Origin of the sequence: Microcystis sp. LE19-195.1E, from assembly GCF_027532095.1 — a bacterium.
Taxonomy (GTDB): Bacteria; Cyanobacteriota; Cyanobacteriia; order Cyanobacteriales; family Microcystaceae; genus Microcystis; species Microcystis aeruginosa.
The window spans coordinates 1-2,791 of sequence record NZ_JAPZSZ010000172.1; the positions used below are offsets into that span (position 1 = coordinate 1).

Here is a 2,791-nt window from a genome sequence, read left to right on the forward strand (position 1 = left end):
ACTTTTTCTCGGTCAATGATTAGGATAAGTTATAACTTAAAAATTAATCAACAACTAAAGCTTATGCTTGTAGCTAAGTGAAATCATTGATTAAGAGACCTGTACTTTTCAATGACTTTTTCAGCAAGCCCTAATTAGGGTATAGGGATTAGGGATAGGGGAATGGGGAAATGGGGGAATTCAACTAAAACCCCAACACCCTAAAACCCTAAAACCCTAAAACCCTAAAACCCTAAAACCCCATCACCTAACCCCTAACTCCCACTTAACTATTTTCATGTTCGATAATTTCTCAAAAAAACTCCCCTGGCAAAGTCTCAAACAAGCGATCGCTTTTGTCTTAACAATTATTGCCTTAACTCCAGTAGTTACAGCTTTAATTTCTAGTGTTAATCAGCCCCAAATCCAATCGAATATTCAACTATATCAAACCAATATCAATCTACAAGCCACGACTCTAAGCAGCGATGCTGACCCTAATAGCGAGGAATTTGCTAATCTTAAATTAATTCAAACTTCCCTGATCGGTGAAGCTCCTTATACCACTGCCGAGGAACAGTATTTATCAGCCCAGAAAAGTGCCAAAAAAACAATCATCGAACTAGAAAAATCAGCAGTTAATCCCGAACAAAAAAAATCTCTTGAGCGCGAAATCAATTCCTTAAAAGATTTAGAGCTAAAATTAAGTCTCATTCAAGCTAGTCAAGGTGACTTGGATTCAGCACGGCAAATCTGGCAAGATATCAAGGAAAAATCAGAATTTAAGAACTATAAGCCTGCTATTTTACGAAATGCGCTGCTGTTAGAGGGATTGTACAGTGAACCCCCCCAAATTGCCCCCGATGCTGAAGCGAGAATCGAGCGCAATTTTCAAGGATGGTTTCGTTATACCATTCTGGAAAAATTATATAGTCTCGAAAATCGTCAAGAGGATTTACTCGCTTTAGAGGAAGAACAGAGTGAAGTGGCGGGTAATGCGTTAATTAAACTAATTTTATTGGCTTTTTTGCCTCTTATCGGCGGTTTAATCGGTGTTGTGCTGTTGATCTTTTTATTAGTGCAGTGGCTGCTCCGTCAACAGCGATCGCTGCTCTTTTTAGATGATAGTCTCGCTTGGCAAACTAAGTGGGGAGGAGAAACCCTCTGGTGGGGAATAATTATCGGTTTCTTTTTCGTCGGACAAATTGTTTTACCGGTAATTTTCGTGATTTTATCGAGTTTCTTGAGTCTCAATCCCGAACAATTTAACCTAGAAGCTAAAGCAATATACGTTGTAGTTAGTTATTTAGCCTTAACAGTGAGCAGTTTATCGGTTTTATACCTAGCGATCAAGCCTTTTCGCCCTTTACCTCCCGATTGGTTTCGTTTTAACCTCTTTAGTCCTTGGCTTCTCTGGGGATTGGCCGGCTATTTCGTCGCTTTACCCCTCGTTATTATCGTTTCTTTGCTTAATCAACTAATTTGGCAAGGACAAGGGGGCAGTAACCCGCTGCTGACTTTAGCTCTAGAATCCCAGAATACCTTCGCTTTACTCTGTTTTGCCTTTACTGCTTCCCTTGCCGCTCCTTTTTTCGAGGAAATTGTCTTTCGCGGCTTTTTACTAGCTTCTTTGACTCGTTATCTGCCGGTCTGGGCTGCGATCGCTCTTAGTAGTTTGATTTTCGCCCTTGCTCACCAAAATTTGTCAGAAGTGCTGCCTTTAACCGTCCTAGGTTGTGTTCTTGGCTTTGTTTACACCCGCTCGAAAAATTTATTATCCTCGATGTTGGTTCATAGTCTCTGGAATGGCGGCACCCTGTTAAGTCTATTTTTATTGGGCAGCGGTGCGGGTTAGGTGAGGTCAAAAGTCTCTGGTTTTCGGGGTAGTCTAGAGATGATGACAAATACCCTTCTACTTTATCTTGATGAGAGAAGGCTGTAAAATCAAACTCCTCTACCAAGGCTATCAGGTTCTTATTGAAAAAACTGCTGACTAGATATCCTACAAGACTAATCCATAATTTCGTCGTGAAAATTTTAGTAATATAATTTGATTATGTTAGTTTCAGTTATTACTCCAACCACTGGCAACCCTTTGTTGAAAAAGGCTTTACAAAGTGTACAAGACCAAGATTATGACAATATCGAACATCTGATCGTTATTGATGGCAAGGAGAGAGAAGAGAAAGCCCAAAATATATTGAGCGAGATGCAATTAATTAAGCCAACGCATATCATGTCCTTGCCATATCCGACTGGAAAAAATAGGTACAACGGTCATCGAATTTATGGCTCATCATGCTATATTGCCAATGGCGATTACTTGATTTTTCTTGATGAAGATAACTGGTTTGAACCATTCCATGTATCTTCGTTAGTAGAATCGATACTGCAAGACCAATTAGATTGGGCCTATGCCCTGAGAAACATAGTCGATGAGCAGGGTCAATTTATTGCTCATGATGACTGTGAAAGTTTAGGTAAATGGCCTGCTTATAACGAGCAATATCACCATGTCGATACCAGTTGCTATTGTTTGAAAAAAGAAATAGCTGTTTTCTTATCGCCAATCTGGTATCGAAAATTTAGAGAGCCTGGATTGATGAGTCCTGATATGGCTCTCTGCAATATATTAGTTCAGGATTTTCCTAATGGGACTTAGACAAAAAACAAATCGAGAAAAGCCTCAACTCCAATCCCCGCTTGGGATTTACTTCGAGAAGCCCAAAATCGCTGAAACCCAGATATATCAAGGAAAATCATAAATCGAGGTTAACCCTTTGTCCCGTAATGGTTTGAGCCTTTTTTGCTG

2 protein-coding genes are annotated in these 2,791 nt (G+C 39.9%); both read left to right on the forward strand.

What is annotated here, in order from left to right:
* Positions 1–277 precede the first annotated feature (277 nt).
* Positions 278–1,834 carry a CPBP family intramembrane glutamic endopeptidase gene (locus O9300_RS09965; RefSeq protein WP_287971499.1) on the forward strand — a complete coding sequence of 519 codons (1,557 nt, stop codon included), beginning with the start codon at positions 278–280 and terminating at the stop codon, positions 1,832–1,834.
* Positions 1,835–2,035: 201 nt separating this feature from the next.
* Complete coding sequence (locus O9300_RS09970; RefSeq protein ID WP_147072431.1) at positions 2,036–2,641, forward strand: glycosyltransferase; 606 nt, start codon at positions 2,036–2,038, stop codon at positions 2,639–2,641.
* Positions 2,642–2,791 lie beyond the last annotated feature (150 nt).